Source organism: Pseudomonas sp. TMW22080 (assembly GCF_022496745.1).
Taxonomy (GTDB): Bacteria; Pseudomonadota; Gammaproteobacteria; order Pseudomonadales; family Pseudomonadaceae; genus Aquipseudomonas; species Aquipseudomonas bubulae.
In genome coordinates this window covers 428749-443158 of sequence record NZ_SCFF01000006.1, presented here as the reverse complement: position 1 = coordinate 443158, position 14410 = coordinate 428749, and the positions used below count along the sequence as shown (strand labels likewise).

Annotated in this window: 13 protein-coding genes and 1 tRNA gene; 5 read left to right on the top strand and 9 right to left on the bottom strand. The window is 57.2% G+C overall.

Annotated features, from left to right (window positions below):
* Positions 1–32: 32 nt before the first annotated feature.
* The 3 genes from EQV96_RS21875 to punC form a co-directional block, all read right to left on the bottom strand.
* Positions 33–2459 carry an MMPL family transporter gene (locus EQV96_RS21875; protein ID WP_095003327.1) on the bottom strand — a complete coding sequence of 809 codons (2427 nt, stop codon included), beginning with the start codon at positions 2457–2459 and terminating at the stop codon, positions 33–35.
* Positions 2456–3433, bottom strand: coding sequence for a YCF48-related protein (locus tag EQV96_RS21870; protein ID WP_153326682.1), 978 nt, complete (start codon positions 3431–3433; stop codon positions 2456–2458). The genes EQV96_RS21875 and EQV96_RS21870 overlap by 4 nt, the downstream gene beginning before the upstream one ends.
* Before the next feature lie 261 nt (positions 3434–3694).
* Positions 3695–4876 carry a purine nucleoside transporter PunC gene (gene punC / locus EQV96_RS21865; RefSeq protein ID WP_095003344.1) on the bottom strand — a complete coding sequence of 394 codons (1182 nt, stop codon included), beginning with the start codon at positions 4874–4876 and terminating at the stop codon, positions 3695–3697.
* Positions 4877–4995: 119 nt separating this feature from the next.
* On the opposite strand from punC, the gene punR reads away from it, so the two are divergent.
* Positions 4996–5955, top strand: a complete 960-nt coding sequence (gene punR, locus EQV96_RS21860; protein ID WP_240882392.1) for a DNA-binding transcriptional activator PunR — start codon at positions 4996–4998, stop codon at positions 5953–5955.
* Here punR and EQV96_RS21855 read toward each other — a convergent pair.
* The gene (locus EQV96_RS21855) at positions 5891–6502 is read right to left on the bottom strand and encodes a LysE family translocator (RefSeq protein WP_240882391.1); all 612 of its coding nucleotides are present in this window, start codon (positions 6500–6502) and stop codon (positions 5891–5893) included. The genes punR and EQV96_RS21855 overlap by 65 nt on opposite strands.
* A 228-nt stretch (positions 6503–6730) precedes the next feature.
* Positions 6731–7267, bottom strand: coding sequence for a DUF4174 domain-containing protein (locus EQV96_RS21850; protein WP_240882390.1), 537 nt, complete (start codon positions 7265–7267; stop codon positions 6731–6733).
* A gap of 226 nt (positions 7268–7493) precedes the next feature.
* Between EQV96_RS21850 and EQV96_RS21845 the strand changes: the two genes are divergently transcribed.
* The 3 genes from EQV96_RS21845 (at position 7494) to EQV96_RS21835 (ending at position 9396) form a co-directional block, all read left to right on the top strand.
* Entirely contained in the window at positions 7494–8033 is a 540-nt protein-coding gene (locus EQV96_RS21845) for a DUF3455 domain-containing protein (protein WP_240882389.1), read from the top strand.
* Positions 8034–8110: 77 nt separating this feature from the next.
* Entirely contained in the window at positions 8111–8677 is a 567-nt protein-coding gene (locus EQV96_RS21840) for a sigma-70 family RNA polymerase sigma factor (protein ID WP_095018709.1), read from the top strand.
* Complete coding sequence (locus tag EQV96_RS21835) at positions 8674–9396, top strand: anti-sigma factor (RefSeq protein WP_095020706.1); 723 nt, start codon at positions 8674–8676, stop codon at positions 9394–9396. The genes EQV96_RS21840 and EQV96_RS21835 overlap by 4 nt, the downstream gene beginning before the upstream one ends.
* Here the strand turns inward: EQV96_RS21835 and EQV96_RS21830 are convergent.
* Entirely contained in the window at positions 9383–9979 is a 597-nt protein-coding gene (locus tag EQV96_RS21830; RefSeq protein WP_095003319.1) for a DedA family protein, read from the bottom strand. The two genes, EQV96_RS21835 and EQV96_RS21830, sit on opposite strands and share 14 nt — an antisense overlap.
* 46 nt (positions 9980–10025) lie before the next feature.
* A complete protein-coding gene (locus EQV96_RS21825) occupies positions 10026–11072 on the bottom strand; it encodes a DMT family transporter (protein WP_095020707.1) in 1047 nt (348 codons plus the stop codon).
* A gap of 290 nt (positions 11073–11362) precedes the next feature.
* Between EQV96_RS21825 and EQV96_RS21820 the strand changes: the two genes are divergently transcribed.
* Positions 11363–11449, top strand: a tRNA-Leu gene (locus EQV96_RS21820).
* A gap of 197 nt (positions 11450–11646) precedes the next feature.
* Here the strand turns inward: EQV96_RS21820 and EQV96_RS21815 are convergent.
* Together EQV96_RS21815 and EQV96_RS21810 are read right to left on the bottom strand one after the other, a co-directional pair.
* A complete protein-coding gene (locus tag EQV96_RS21815) occupies positions 11647–12075 on the bottom strand; it encodes a MarR family winged helix-turn-helix transcriptional regulator (protein ID WP_095018645.1) in 429 nt (142 codons plus the stop codon).
* Complete coding sequence (locus EQV96_RS21810) at positions 12072–12497, bottom strand: SRPBCC family protein (RefSeq protein WP_095018644.1); 426 nt, start codon at positions 12495–12497, stop codon at positions 12072–12074. The genes EQV96_RS21815 and EQV96_RS21810 overlap by 4 nt, the downstream gene beginning before the upstream one ends.
* Positions 12498–14410 lie beyond the last annotated feature (1913 nt).

Genomic DNA, 14410 nt, shown 5'->3' with positions numbered 1-14410 from the left:
TGCCGTCATACAAGCCCGGCAAGCTGTCTGCTTCAGCGGTTTGAAGAGTCCTTCGCAGCAACGCTCGGCTTGAGCGGATAATGCCCGGCGGTCGCTTGCGCCGGGCGGGTTTTGACCTTGACCAACGGTCGTGCCAAATTGAACCAGGCCGCCAGCGCCGGTAGCAAAAAGATTGCGCCGAGCACGTTGACGAGAAACATGAAGGACAGCAGTACACCCATATCAGCCTGGAACTTCAGGGGAGCAAAGGCCCAGGTACACACGCCGATGGACATGGTCAGCGCCGTAAACACCGCCGCCGTACCCCGTTGGCACATGGCCTGGTAGAACGCCGTGCGCAGATCCTTGCCGTCAGCCATTTCATGGGCAATCCGCTCGTACAGATAGATCCCGTAATCGACTCCCACCCCCACGCCCAGTGCCATCACTGGCAAGGTCGCGACTTTCAGGCCGATGCCCAGGGTCGCCATCAGGGCGTTGCACAGGATCGCGACGATGGCCAGCGGCACCAGAATGCACAGCACCGCGCGCAATGAACCAAAGGTCAGCCAGCAGAACAGCGCCACCGAACCGAACAGCGCCGCGAGCATCACCACCTCGGCCTGCTTGACCGCTTCGTTGGACGCCGCCATCACCCCCACGTTGCCACCGGCCAGCAGAAACTCCACGTTTGGCCCTTGCAAGCCGCCGATGATGCGCTGGGTTTCGTCCACTACATGGCTCACGGTCGACCCTTCGTGATCGGTGAGGAACACCAGGATCTGCATGCGCTGGCAGCCTTCGGTCACCAGGCCGTCGTCCGGCATGTAAGCGCGAGAGCCCTGGCTCAGGCCGCGCTCGGAACCGGGGATCGCCGACCAGCGCGGGTTGCCTTCGTTATTGCCGGCAATCACGGCTTTACCCATGCCCGCCACGCTCTGCACCGACTGCACACCGGCCACGCTGCGGATCTGGAAGTCGAATGATTCAATGGCGCGCATCACTTGCGGTGCCAGGCAACCTTCTTCGATGCCCTTGACCTGCACGAACACCGACATCACATCCAGGCCAATCGAATAACTGTTGATGATCTTCTGGTTGTCCTGGTTGTAGCGCGAATCGGCGCGCAGCTCCGGCGCACCCACGCCGATATCGCCCACTGCCAGATCCCGGGCCTTCCAGGCACCGACACCGAGCAGCAGCAGGCTGACCACAAACACCGCCAGCGCCGGTTTTGGCTCGGCCAGCGCCGATAGCCGCCACCACAGCGCGTGCTTGCCCTGCACCTTGAGCCCCTGGGCCATCGCCCCCGGCTCAAGCTTGAGATACGACAGGATGATCGGCAGCATCAGCTTGTTGGTGATGATCATCAGCATCACCCCGATGCATGCGGTCACGCCCAGTTCATGCACGATGGGAATGTCGATCAGCATGATGACGCCGAAACCCAGGGCGTTCATCAGCAACGCCAGCGAACCCGGGATGAAGATCTTGCAAAAAGCGCCGTGCGCAGCCTGCACCGCAGAGCTGCCCGCCAGTACATCCTGTTTCCAGGCATTGGTCATTTGCACCGCATGGGACACGCCAATCGAGAAGATCAGAAACGGCACCAGAATCGACATCGGATCGATCCCCAGCCCCAGCAACGGCAGCAACCCCAACAGCCAGACCACCGGCAGCAGCGCCACGGCCAGCGCAACCACCGTGAGGCGCCATGAGCGTGAATACACCCACAGCATCAACGCGGTGATGACAAAGGCAATCACAAAAAAGCCGATGACCGTCGTCAGGCCTTCAACCACGTCCCCCACCAGCTTGGCGAAGCCGACGATGTTGATCTCGATATCATCATTGCTGTACTTGGCACGGATATCTTCCAGCCGCTGGGCCACCTCGGCATAGGACACCGATTTGCCGGTTTGCGGGTCCATGTCCTGCAGGTCGGCGCGCACCATCGACGAGGTCAGATCATTGGCCACCAGACGCCCGACCTGTCCGGAGCGGGCGACGTTGTTGCGGGCCTGGGACAAGTCTTCGGCCGTGCCGGTAAAGCGCGGTGGCATCACCACATCGCCGAAAAAACCGTCCTCGGTGATTTCGATATAGCGCACATTGGCGGTGAACAGCGACGTCACACTGGCACGGCTCACACCATTGATAAAAAACACGTCATCCGTGACTTTGCGCAGGGTTTCCAGGTACTGGCGGTTATAGATATCGCCTTCGCCTTTCCACTTCACACTGACCAGAAAACGGTTGGCCCCCGTGAAGTACTGGCTGAAGTTGAGAAAGTTGACCATAAAGGCATTGCGCACCGGGATCTGCTTGTTAAAGCCCGGGTCCAGTTGCGTGTGTGTGGCGCTGTAACCCAGGGCCAGGGTCAATAATACAAACAGCGCCAACAGGCTCTTGCGCCAGACGATCAGCAAGTCGGCAATACGCTCGACCGTGCGATTTACAACACTGTTTTCACTGCTCACCGGGCACCTCCAAGGGCAGCAACACCGCCATCAGTCCCCTGGAACACACCGCGCTCGCCGCCTACCAGCAGCCGTGAGCCCACCATTACCGCCGAAGTCAAAGTACCCAGCCCCGGCAAGCGCGTAGCGCTGACCATTTCACCCTTGCCGTCCAGGCGTACTACCGAGCTGCCAGCACCGACAATCAGCAGGCCACCGTCGTTGGGCAATAGGACATGGCCGTAGAGCGGCAATTGATTGCCGACTTTTACCGGTTCCCAGGTCTGGCCGAAGTCCTGACTGACAAACACATGGCCGCGCATGCCATAGGTCACCCAACGATCGGGGCTCAGGCGTACCACACCAAACAGCGAGCCGTTATAGAACGGCTCGAGCTTGTGCCAGCTGTGCCCGCCATCGTCGCTGCGCAGCACCAGCCCTTGCTCGCCGACCACCATGCGGCGACCGTCTGTTCCGCCATCCATGCCATTGAGGTGAGCGCTATCCACCTCCAGCGGCTGGGCTTGCCAGGTGCGGCCGTCATCCCCGGACTGGTAAAATTTGCCGAAACTGCCGAACGCCAGGACACGATTGCCGCCGGCACTCCAGATGCCCAGCAAAGGCTCGGCGATTTCGCCGTCGAAGCGCACCTCTGACCAGTTGGCGCCTTCATCTTCGGAGCGCACAATCCAGCCATCATGGCCGACCGCCAGCAGGCTTTTATCCGGCAGCGCCACCAGTGCGGTAAGGGTCAGATCACGCTGCGGCTTGACCGTCGCTGGCTGCCACGAGCCCCCCTGATCGTCGCTGAGCAAAATATTGCCGCGCTCGCCGACGGCCACCACCCGCTTATCCAGATACAACATACCGTTGATTTGCAGACGATCGGGCCGCAACTGGGCCGAAGCGACATCGGAGGCATGACGTGGAGAGAAGGTAAACGCGATGGTGACAGCGACGATCAGGCAAACCAGATAGCCAATTATTGAGCGCATGGTCGATGCCTCGCTGCACGATTCAGTTGCTGGGCAGAGTTCATGCAGCCAGTCCTCTTTTTATTATCGTGGATGCTCTGGCTGCCTCCTCGGCGAGGCGTCCAGAACCTTCCTTCGATAATCGGACTGGTGAGTCACAGGCACATCGTCCAAATGGCCTAGCTGGAATGGGGGGTGCAAGCGTATAGCCGGGTTTGACTGACGCGCCGGATAGATATCCGGCGCTTTCGTTGAGCTGAAATCACCGGGGCGACCTGCCCCTCAAGACGCCACTAATGCCTGCGCCTTCACTTTGCGTCGCTGAATAAAATACCCCAGCACCGCCAGCGGCGCCGTAGCCAGCATTACTTCAACCGTGATTTGCAGCGGCTGGCTGATAAAGGTCGACACCAGCAGGCTGCCCAAAAAGCACAACCCAAGCTGCAATGTATTTTGCAAACCCGCCGCCTTGCCGGAGTTCTCCGAAAATGGCATCAGTGCGCTCGCGACAACAATCGGATAACTCGCACCGTTAACCAGCGCCATCAAACAAAACGGGATCAGCAAGGTCGTCAGCGTCGGCACGGTCTGGGTCGCAACCCCATACAGACCGACCATGCTTGCGCAGTAAGCCACCAGCAACCAGGGTAACAGCGCCCGCCCACTGATCCGCTGCAACGCGCTGCGACAGCTGTAACCACCCACCATAAATGCCACAGTAGGCAGCGCGTAGCTCAAACCGATATCGCTTGGGCTATAACCCATATCGCCCAAAATAAAGGGTGAGGCCGTCAACCAGGCGAAAAAGCTGGCCGAACATGCGGCGAAGATCATGACGTTGCCACTGAATTTAGCCGTGCACAGCAGTTGCCAATAGCTCACCCCGGTTTTAACTGCCTTTGGCGCCACACGGGGTTTTTCCTTGAGCAGCAACGTGGGTACGATCAGTAACACCGCCAGGCCCAGCAATACCGCAAAAATCGCTTGCCAGCCCAGGTGACTCAGTACCACGGCCCCCAGCAAAGGAGCCAGTGCCGGTGACAGTCCCATCAGCGGCATGATCCCGGCAAACACGCGGTTGGCCTGGTCAGGCGGATATCGGTCGATGACCAGCGCCTGCCAGGTTACTGCCGCCGCGCAAATGCCGATGGCCTGAATAAACCGCAGGCTCAACAGCAGCACACTGTCCTGCACCCAGAACATGCCCGCGCACCCCAGGGCAAACAGCGACAACCCCGCCAACAACACCGGTTTGCGCCCCAGGCGGTCCGATAACGGCCCCCAGAGCAACTGGCCGATCGCGAACCCGGCCAGAAAGATGCTCAGGCTCGCGCCCACCGCACCGGCTGAAAGCCCCAGTTCACTGCGCAACGTGCCAAATGCCGGTAAGTACATATCCATTGCCAGGTAGCCCAGCATGCTGAGCCCGGCGAGATAACAGGTAAAACCAAAAGTGTTTTTCATGTGCACCCAAAAACTTGCCATCAAACAATTTGTTGACTGCCGCGCATTATCCAGCTGAGGATTTGCTTGTGAAGCGATAATAATTGCCAACTGGCATCGAATTTTTTGAAGGCAAAACCATGTGGTCTGAATACTCCCTGGATGTAATTGATGCAGTCGCCCGCCACGGCAGTTTCAGTGGCGCAGCCCAGGAACTGCACCGCGTTCCCTCCGCCGTCAGCTACACCGTGCGCCAACTGGAGCAATGGCTGGCGGTACCGCTGTTTGTACGTCGTCACCGGGATGTGGAACTCACGCCTGCCGGGCGGATGTTTGTCAAAGAAGCCCGCGACGTCATGAAAAAAATGCTCGGCACCCGCCGCCTTTGCCAGCAGGTTGCCAATGGCTGGAGCGGCCAGTTGCGGGTGGCCGTGGATTCAATCATCAAAAAACCGCGCTGCCAGCAGATGGTCATCGACTTCTACCGGCATTTCCCCGACGTGGAACTGATTGTTCAATACGAGGTGTACAACGGTGTGTGGGATGCCTTGGTAGACGGCCGTACCGATCTGGTTATCGGAGCCACCCGTGCAGTGCCCGTGGCGGGGAGCTTTGCCTTTCGCGACATGGGTTTTCTGCACTGGCTGTGCGTCGCCAGCCCGCGGCATCCGCTGGCGTCCATTGGCGGATTGCTGGGTGATGAGCACCTGCGCCCCTACCCTGCACTGTGCATGGATGACACTTCACGCAGCCTGCCCAAACGGGACACCTGGACCCTGGATAACCAGCGCCGCATGATGGTGCCCGACTGGGCTTCGGGGCTGGCCTGTTTGAGCGACGGTCTGTGTGTCGGCATGGTGCCCGCCCATCTGGCCCAGCCACTGATCGACCAGGGCCAACTGCTTGCGCTGAGCCTGCAGCGGCCCTTTCCGGCCAGCCCTTCGTGCATTGCCTGGGCACAGAACAACCATTCCCCGGCCATGAGCTGGCTATTGGAGTACCTGGGTGACACCGCCACCCTGAGCCAGGAATGGCTCAATGAACATCAAACAGAATCGGATACAGCGACACCACCAGCAGATTCGCCATCGTCAGGTTGAATGCCAGCAGCCACTTGGGCCGGGTCAGCACATTGCGCAACGCACTGCCGCAACCGGCCCACACGCAGACACTGGGCAAGTTGATGATGGCGAAGACCAGCGCGATGACAAACACGTTGGCGATATAACCCTGGGACGGCGTGTAGGTGGTGATTGCACCAATGGCCATCACCCAGGCCTTGGGATTGACCCATTGAAACGCCGCCGCGCCCCAGAAGCCCAGTGGTCTGCCCTGGGCCGCACCCGACTCGGACACCGGCCCCGAAGTGGCGACTTTCCACGCCAGATACAGTAAGTACGCCGCCCCCAGATAACGCAAAACGGTGTAGGCCATGGGCACGGCCTTGAATACACCCCCCAGCCCCAATCCAACCGCAAGCACCAGGAACATAAAGCCGAAGCTGATGCCCAGAGCATGGGGGATGGTGCGCCTGAAGCCGAAGTTGACCCCCGATGCCAGCAGCATGGTGTTGTTGGGGCCGGGGGTGATGGACGACACAAAGGCAAAGAGTGCGAAGGCAGAAATCAGTTCGAGGGAAAACGGCATCTTGTTATCCGGCAGTCTGGTGAGCGGTGTGTTCACACTATCGGATTACCGAGCCGGAATTGCGCTACAGATGGCCATTATTTTGACCACACACATTTGCCCGATCAAATGATTTGACTGCGCAATTTTCACATCACTTTCACATCGCTGCGCCTAGATTGGATCCACTCCTTTAGTGAATCCCATTTAGGCCCGCTTCCCCCAGCGGGCCTTTTTTTTGGCTGGTGTTCAGTCATCCAGGGTCTGAGCCGCTTTTGCCGGTTTGGCGGGCTTTGTCGATTTGCCAGCGGCTGCGCCCTTGGCCGGCGTCTCCACCGCAACCGGTGCCTGGGTTTCCTTTTCGGCAGCGGGCAAGGCATCGATGGTTTTAAACAGCTCGGCCAGGTCAACATCCCCCACTGTCTCGACTTTCTTTTCCCCATCCTTGCCGATCAGGATCACTTTGGACTTGTCGATAATCATCCCCGGCTTGAGCCCGCGAATCAGCGACATGGTGCTCTGGGGTTCAAGGTCCTTGCCATCGCGTTTGCCTGTAATGCCCACAATCGTATAGAGCACCATATTGCGCTGGTCAAAAGCCTGCTTGTTGGCCGGATCTTCAAGGGCTTTTTTGAGGTTGACCAGGGTTGGGTCGGCATCTGCACGGGCGACCACTACCAGCGGGCGAAACTTGCCGCGATCCTGTTCAAGCGGGCTTGGAACTTCAACGGCCTGCACCGTGCCTGCAACCAGCACAGAAGCAAGGATCAATAAACGGATAAACATCCAGATCTCCTTTTATTATCGGACCGGCTTCGCGAACGTGCTGCCAATGCCTTGAAACCCTTGGCGTTGAGCCTGTATTCCCAAGCTTAGGCCAAGGGATCCGTCACGCAACCGGGTTCCCGGACTTTGCCTTTCAAGTTTATTTTTTGCAACTGCATCCAAATCCTCCTGCTGCGGGTAGTACCCGTAACAGCAGCGTGCTGTTATCCCATCAGGAGATCGGAACATGAACGCAAAACCTTTGATCAGCCATGCCAGCCTGACACTTGCCGCCATGCTGCTGGTGGCAGCCCAAGGCGCCTGGGCACAGTCGAATTTGCCCGAAAACATTAGAGTTCCCGACGGCCACAAGATGGCAATGACAACAGTTGGTGTAGGCGAAATCACATATGAGTGCAAAGAAAAAGCCAGCACTCCAGGCGAAATGGAGTGGTTTTTTGTAGGCCCAAAAGCTCAGCTCAATGACACAACTGGTAAACAAGTTGGTAGCTACTTTGGCCCGCCCGCGACCTGGCAAGCCCTGGACGGTTCCAGAGTCACCGGCACCCAGCTCGCAGTGGCCCCTGCCGGGGCTGGCAACCTGCCCTATCAACTGGTTAGGGCCAATCCTGCAGAGGGCAAAGGTGCCATGAACGGTGTGAGTTACATCCAGCGTGTGGCACTCAAGGGCGGTGCGGCACCTGCCAGCGCCTGCACAGCCGCCAACAAGGGCCAGCGACAAGTAGTGCCATACCAGGCCGATTACATTTTCTGGGCCAGCCGCTAATGCGTTACATCGTCTACGCTGCTTCGATGGAGACCGGGCAATGACCGGAGATGTCCCATCTGCAACGGCGGAACACAGTGACACTACCTGAGCCACTATTTGACTATGAAGCCTGCCTGCTGGCCTGCGCACGCGGCGAGCAGCAGGCGCTGGTGGCCCTGTATGCCCAGGAAAGCGCGCGCTTGCTGGGGGTAGCCAAACGCATTGCCCGCGACAGCGCACTGGCTGAGGACATCGTGCATGACGCTTTTATCAAAATCTGGATGCGCGCCGCCAGCTTCGATCCCGGGCGCGGTTCTGCACGAGGCTGGATTTTCAGCCTGACCCGGCATCTGGCCCTGAACTGCAGGCGCGACACTCGCCTGGAAATTCAAGTCAGCGAAAGCAGCGAACTGGCCTTGCAACCTCTGGCCACTCTCGACGGGCGCCACCAGACGCAGGACCCACTGCAATGGCCGGATGGCTGCGAGCGCATATACGGCTGCCTTGAGCAACTCGACCCGGCCCGACGCTCCTGCATTGTGCATGCCTATGTTGACGGCTATACCCATGCAGAAATTGCAAACAAACTGGACACCCCTCTGGGCACCGTAAAAGCCTGGATCAAACGCAGCCTGAGCGCCTTGCGCGAGTGCATGGGATGACTTTTACACCTGACAATAGCGACCCGGCCGATCTCGATGCCTTGGCGGGCGAATACGTGCTGGGCACGCTCAATGGGCAACAACGGCGTGCGCTTGAGCAACGCCTGCCCCATGAGCCTGATCTGCAGGCCGCAGTCGATCGCTGGGAAGCGCGACTGTTGCCCCTCAACGACCTTGCCCCGGCGCAACAGCCTTCAGAGCAGCTGTGGCCGAGAATCGAGCGCAGCCTGAACGCCCTGAATGTCCCAGCCCTGCCAACACAGGCCCGTACTGGTTGGTGGAACCTTCTGCCATTGTGGCGCGGCCTGACGGCCGCAGGCCTGGCCGCAACGCTGACACTGGGCGTGGCATTGTGGTCCGTGACCCCAGCCATCTCACCGCCCGCCTATGTGGTGGTTCTGGTGGCACCACAAAGTCAGGCACCCGGCTGGGTCATCCAGGCCAACGATCGTGAACACATCCAGCTGATCCCCCTTGGCGTCGCGCAAGTGCCCGGCGACAAGGCCCTGGAGTTCTGGACCAAGGCCGACGACTGGGCCGGGCCGGTGTCCCTGGGGCTGGTCAAGCCGGGACAAGTGCTGTCACTGCCACTGGATCGCCTGCCGCCGCTGTCGCCCAATCAACTTTTCGAGCTGACCCTGGAAGGCCCCAACGGTTCGACAACAGGCAAGCCGACAGGGCCGATCCAGTTTATTGGCCGGGCTGTCAAAGTGATTTGACCGCTTTGGTTTTCGCCCTGGTTTTCGCCCTGTAGTGACGGGCAACGGCCACCACCACCATCAATGCGACCACGCCCAGGGCAATCGGCAAGCGATAGGGCTTAAGGTCGCCCAGTACGCCTTCGAGAAACTCCCCGGCCCAATAGCCGCCACTGGCAAACAGCGTTGCCCACACGGCCGCGCCCACGGCATTGATGCAGAGAAACTTCAATGGCGAGACCTTGCTGGCACCGATCACCATGGGCCCGATCAGGCGCATGCCATACAAAAACCGCACCGAAAAAATGGACACCGTCGGATACTGGCCAATCAACTGCGTCACGCGATCAATAGCGGCCTGCTGTTTGTGCAGGCGGGGCAACAGGCGAGCACCGAAATAACGCCCGAGCCAGAACAACAACTGATCACCCAGCATCCCCGCCAGACTGGCATAACCAATCACCGGCAACAGCTTGAGGACATGCTGGTGTGCCGCCATCCCCCCGAGGATCAGAATGGTTTCACCTTCGAGCAAACAGCCGATAAAAATGGCCAGGTAACCATACGTTGCCAGCAGGTAATTGAAGTCAATATGTTCAAACATGCGCGATCCATAGCTCCATTGAAATCAGGGTTTAAAACGCAATGGCTCAGTGCCGGTGGCGATGATGGATATCCGGGAAATGCGGATGGTTATGGCTGATGACCGAATGCTGATGTGCATGACTGTGAGCCTTGCCCGCAGGAATATCTGCGGCATGCTCATGCTGGTGATGTTCATCGTGGGTATGGCGATGGGAGTGCTCCAGCGGCTGATGTAAATGCTCATGCTCATGGCGCTCGGTCAGATGCAGCCAGACCCCGACAATCATGCAGCCAGCAGCCAGCCAGAACAGCAGCGATACCGACTCGCCCAGCAGCACAATGGAAATTGCCGCCCCCAGAAAAGGTGCCGTTGAAAAGTACGCCCCGGTGCGCGCCGCCCCCAGGCCGCGTAATGCCAGGACAAACAGCACCAAACTTACACCGTAGCCCAGGAAACCGATCAGCAGGGTCGGGCTCAGTACCCCAAACGACGGAACCTTCGCCCCCAAAGCCAATGCAATCGCACAGTTCACCAACCCCGCGAAAAGGCCCTTGGCGCCCGCGATATACAGCGCATCAGAAGCAGATACCTTGCGCGTCAGATTGTTATCGACCGCCCAACAGAAACAGGCAAACCCCACCGCCAATGGCCCAAGCCAGGAAAGCGACACCGCCGCAGATGCCCCGGATGGCCAGGACAACACAACGCCGCCGGCAATGATTGCCAGCATCCCCAGCACGATTCGCCGGTCTGCGTTTTCCTTGAACACCACCCAGGCCAGCAGTGCCGTGAGCACTGGTTCAAGATTCAACATCAACGAAGCCGTCGCCCCGCTGGTGAGGGTCAAAGCGAACATCAACGCCACGGGGCCCAGGATCCCGCCAAATACAATTGCGCCGAGCAGCCAGGGCCATTCACCGGCACCCAGACCCGAGGGCTTCCAGCCCCGATCGCGGACACAGCGCACCAACAGCAAACCCAGGCCACTGCCCAGGTACAACAGCCCGGCCAGCATCACCGGCGATACCTCGGTACCCAGCAGCTTGGCCAATGGCGTACTGGCCCCGAACAGCGCTGCCGCTGCCAATGCGTAAATCACACTCGTATTCATCACGCCCACTCATGTCCCAGCTGTGCAAGCAGCCTAGCCTACTCGGGAATATGCGCCGCAGCAGCGCTGCAAATACCCTCAACACAGCGGGGACACCCCCGGCGTGTGGCATATATCTATGATTTTTCGACGGTTTTACCCAGGCACGGAGAAAAAAAATGTACCACAATGGACACTCTCGACCTTGCCTCATGAGCGCAGGCTCTATATATTCGTCCACCTGTTGCGCAGGCTCTGAGTACTTTCTTTGTTAAAGCACCTTCCTTCGTGACCCGCTTTATAGCGCTACCGCCCGAATGGCGAAATTGGTAGACGCATGGGACTTAAAATCCCCCGTTCGTAAGGACGTGCCGGTTCGATTCCGGCTTCGGGCACCAAACAAATCAAGGGCTTGCATGCGATTCGCGTGCAGGCCCTTTGTTTTTTCACCGCAAAAAAACAGACCGCTCCGCGATTCTGTTTTTTACCCCTTCTCTGTCTTCCTGCCAAAACGGGCGTCATTCTCCTGCGCAAACACAAAGCCCAGCACTAGGCCGGGCTCGGGGGTTATCACACCTGATTTCCAGACAGGTAATCAGGTGTTGCGCGTTAGAAAGAACTCTTTGTCGAAGCCTTCAACAATCGGCATAGCAGCACGCAATCGTCGGTGGCCCTCTTCGCTAAGTGACACCAGATTTGCGCGATGATCTTGCGGGTTCACTTGCTTTTCAATAAGCCCGTCCTTACCCAGGCGGGATATGATTTGCGAAATATGCATGCGATCCATACCGGTAAAACTGGCGATTCCATGCTGAGTCACCTGCTCGCCCTCTCTAGTCAGCCAACCACTTACAGCCAGGATAGCGAACTGTGGCTGGGTAAGCCCCAAGGGCTTCAAGCGGACATTAAGTTGACGCTGCCAGTCCAAAAAGTCGCGCCAGAGTCTGAATCCAGGGCTGTCGCTTGGCCCCGCGAAGGCAGAACCACTCCAGTTCTCCTCGACGCCGTCCTTGCTCACACTCATAGGGAGCTTGCCCGGGCTTCACTGGACTTCTTAAGCCCCTGCATCGTATTGGGTAACGCTGCCTGGATGGATCTACCTATCAGGTATCGAAACAGAAAGCTCAATGGCCCGGAGAATTCAACCCAGTGAGTTGCGACAGTGCCCCCCTCTTTTTCCGTGAGCAGGTGCCCGAATTCCATGCGACATAACGGCAAACGGCTTTGCGCCGAAAACGACTTTTCTTCGGTCATCTCAACAATCTGAATGCCAGCCTTGGGCCCTACCCTGGGTTTAAGCCAACCTTTGGCTCCCAACTTGAGACCGCCAGGCAAGCTGGCACTACTCACTTCTGGGTCCCAGTCAGCCCACCGTCCCGCATCCCTATACAAGCGGAACACTTGCGCGGGGGTCGATCTGATTTCAATAGACTCTTTGATTTCCATGGCCTTTGCCTTGCGTCTGTAGGGTCAAAATAATTGTAAATGCATTTACAATATAAAACCACACACCAGCAACGGCTGGTAAAAATCGCTACAAACACGATCCTCTTAGGACTCAGCTCCAGAGTTGGACTCCCTGCTCATCACCGGTCAGCACCAACGGCAATACAATAAGCACACCGCCGAGATACGACTCAGGCTCAGTGGCCAGCTGGGGCATACAACGGTCGTGATGACCGAGATTTACATCCGTCAAAGGGGCGGCAAAAAGGCAACCCAACCAAATGATTTTTGACGGGCATTCTTCACAGCAATTATTTTTGATCACGTAGAAGCAATGGCCTTCAGGGTCCTGGCACCGTCTCGCTGCGAAACATACACAGACACAGATCTAACCTACTGTTTTTAAAAAATAAATTTTATGAATTAAAATCCCCCGTTCATAATGACGGGCCGGTTCGATTCCGGCTTCGGGCACCAAACAAATCAAGGGCTTGCATGAGACTCCTCGTGCAGGCCCTTTGTTTTGTTCGCTGCGATTTTTTCGGGTTATGCCATCGTTCATTGTTTCGAGTGGTTGGCGAGGTCTTCGCTTGACTGCCACCAATCGAGAACTGCTTGGTGTCGGGTCATGTTCAACGTCACTCCCTCAGCGAGCCAAACCCCCAGCACAGCAACAACCATTCCACTCCACGCCACGCCATGCCATGCCATGCCAACCCTGGCATGACCTCATCGAGCAATTAGTTCGCCATTACCGATGCCAATAGCGGCACCATGAAGAACAACGCCGACACCCGCGCTGCCTGATGAGAGCGGGCCATAGTCAATAGACTGAAAGTGCTGTCAGCCGATATTGCGCAATGAACTACAGCATCCAGGCGAAACATTTCTCCGCCGTTGAATGCACTGACGCTACTCACGACCCCCCACATATGCTCTTCGTCAGTAAACATCGAAAAGAAGGCAACTACCCTTGCAGCAGGGACTTCAACACAAGCGCATGAGCAACCTGTACAGAACCTATCCCCCGCTCGTTCAGACACAGGCTACACCAGCAAAAACATCGTGACCGGGCAGCGCCCTCTGGTTCTTTTCGCCATGCCATATTTATTATATTACTACTGACCGCCATAACAACAATGCAAATTAAAATCATAAAATTAAAGATCACCCATATTAAAACCGACATACAAAAACCACCCCACACCTCGCCTCATCACCTGAGACCCCACACTACAAGGCCGAGCAATTGCATTACCAGGACTGCACATGCGCGACCACTCAAACTGCAACAAGGCGCCACTAGCCTGCCACCAGCCACGCAGAAACACATCAGATTAAACAAACCATATAACAACTATCGCCAACACCGACCTGCTGCGCTGACTCATACCTAAAACCTCATAACATTAAGATCGAATTGATATTTCACCGTCTTCTACTACAAACGCCCCTTCACAACGACAGCCAAGTGGTCTGGACTTTACATTAAGAGACATAACGTGCACCCACCGAAAACCATTAAAAATAAGACAAAAATGATCATTTTCAATCTCTTGAGCAGCCATACAACCACTCAAAACTTACCCAACCGCAATCATGCCAGCGCAGGACCCCCCCTTTTAATTACACATATACTTTTTAAAAACAATCAGCCCACCTCTTTACTCGCACGAAAAACATCCGAACACTAGTTACACAACTTGAAATAACCTACAGCCGTACTACTTTAAAAATATGAGCCATCAAGACTACCTACTCACTGCTGGGCTGCCATGGTTTCGTGCGCGACTTATAGCTTAAATATCAGTAACGCGCTCACACTGTTAAAACCGGATCCAATAACACTGTTTGATAGCAACATCTACCTCCCCTCAAGAGGCCTCGGACAACATGCACACCCCTTATTGTGC